At 70.2% G+C, this 1,859-nt stretch carries 2 protein-coding genes; one reads left to right on the forward strand and one right to left on the reverse strand.

The window, feature by feature from the left end:
• The coding region (locus tag Q1K57_RS14055; protein WP_300083686.1) for a hypothetical protein at positions 1-745 on the forward strand (745 nt) is incomplete at its 5' end.
• A gap of 40 nt (positions 746-785) precedes the next feature.
• On the opposite strand, the gene Q1K57_RS14060 is transcribed toward Q1K57_RS14055, so the two are convergent.
• The coding region (locus Q1K57_RS14060) for an MFS transporter (protein ID WP_300083688.1) at positions 786-1,859 on the reverse strand (1,074 nt) is incomplete at its 5' end.

Below are 1,859 nucleotides of genomic sequence, written 5' to 3' on the forward strand. Positions count from 1 at the left end.
CGAGATGTTCACCGAGAACCGGCTGATCGTGCGGAAGTTCCCGCCCACGGAGGGGCTGGCCCTCGACCGCCCGCGCATCCGCACGGTCGCCGACGGGCTCACTGCCTTGTGGATCGGGAACCTCACCGTGTTCCTGGACGCGGCGCAGGGCCGTCTCGTCGGCATGCCGCGGTGCCCTCGGCTGGTGGACGACGGGGAGCGTCTGTGGTGCAACAGCGGCGGCATGGCGGCCGCATACACCTACGACCTGCAGCTGCTCCACTTCACCGATCCGGGCGTTCACCTGGCCTTCCCCAGGCACGATCCGGCCGAGGGCGACGTCTCGGTCCCGGTCTTCATCAACAGCGACGGGGCGGCGGTGAAAGTCGATCTGGCCACGGGTGCTACGGGGGACGTCATCATGCCGACCGAGTACACAGAGGTGTTCGGGTTGGTGGCGGAGCCGATCTCCCTCCAGGCCGGCGGGATCGTCTTCTTCGTCCTCGATGACTACACGGTGGCCTACGACCCGCGCACCGAACAGTTCCTCTGGGACGTGCCGATCGATTCGCTCGACACGGTGATGGCCTGGCGCGGCCAGTTCGTCCTGTACGACTTCAAGGTGAGAGTGGTGGACGCGGCGTCCGGGCACGTCTGGTATGAGGCGCGCGAGCAGTCGGCGTCGACCTACATCGACCTCGACCTCATCGACGACGCGCTCATCACCTCCGGCCTGGACGCGGTCGGTCGCATGACCGGCCCCTGAGGGCACGCGGCCGGGTCGGCGGCGTCCGGGAGCAACGGGGTCAGGCCGGACGCCGGTGCTGCCGCTCGTCGAGGATCCCGAGGCCGAGGGCCACGGCGAGGCAGACCGAGATCGCGGCGAACGCGGCCATGAAGGCGTGCACCCAGTCGCCCCAGCTGGCGACGAGGAAGAACACGCTGGTGATCACGGCGTTGCCCATGGCGGTGGCGATGCGTTCGACGGTCTGCTTGAGGCCGCCGGCGGTGCCGCCGTGGGTGCCGGGGACGTCCTGCATCGACATGGTCTGGTTGGCCGACATGAAGGTGCCCATGCCGAGCCCCATGAGGCCGAGCGGGGCCGCGAGCCACCAGAAGGAGAGGCCGGCGGTCTCGATGAGCCAGGCGACGACGATGGCCGACAGGGTGGAGGTGAGGGCGATGACGAGGGCGCCGATGATGAGGCGGCGGCCGTTGGCCATGACGAAGCGAACCGTGTAGACCGACGCGAACGCCGAGGCCAGGGCGTTGGGCAGCCCGATGAGCCCGGCGATGAGCGCCCCGGTGCCGAGCCCGGTCTGGAGGAACAACGCGACCACGACGAACGTGCTCGTCACGCCTAGGAAGACGCCGCCCGAGACGATAATGCCGTTGCGGTAGGAGCGGTAGCCGAACAGGGCGAGGTCGACGAGGGGCTCGCCACCGCGGGCGGCGTAGCGGCGCTCCCAGCGCACCCAGACCCACAAGGTGAGGGCGGCGGCGGGCAGGAGGGCCCACGCCCACGGCGTCCGGGCCATGAAGGGGTACATGGAGCCGAGCACGGCGGCACCCATGAGCAGGGTGCCGACCGGGTCGAGGTCGACGCGTGGGCGGTCGGCGCCGCGTAGCCGCCGTTCGGTCTCGAAGGGGAACCAGGCGAGCGCGAGAGCGATGCCCGCGAGGCCGACGGGGATGTAGGTGAAGAACGTCCAGCGCCAGCCGTCGTGGCTGCCGACGAACTGGATGATGGTGCCGGCGAGAACGGGCCCGACGGCGACGGACGCCGACACGACCAGCCCGAGCAGGGCGAACGCGCGGGCGCGGCCGCCGCCGGTGAAGTACTGCTGGATCATGCCGGTGACCTGCGGCGAGTAGAGGCC

The sequence above is a fragment of the Propioniciclava sp. genome (genome assembly GCF_029977985.1).
Lineage (GTDB): Bacteria > Actinomycetota > Actinomycetes > Propionibacteriales > Propionibacteriaceae > Propioniciclava.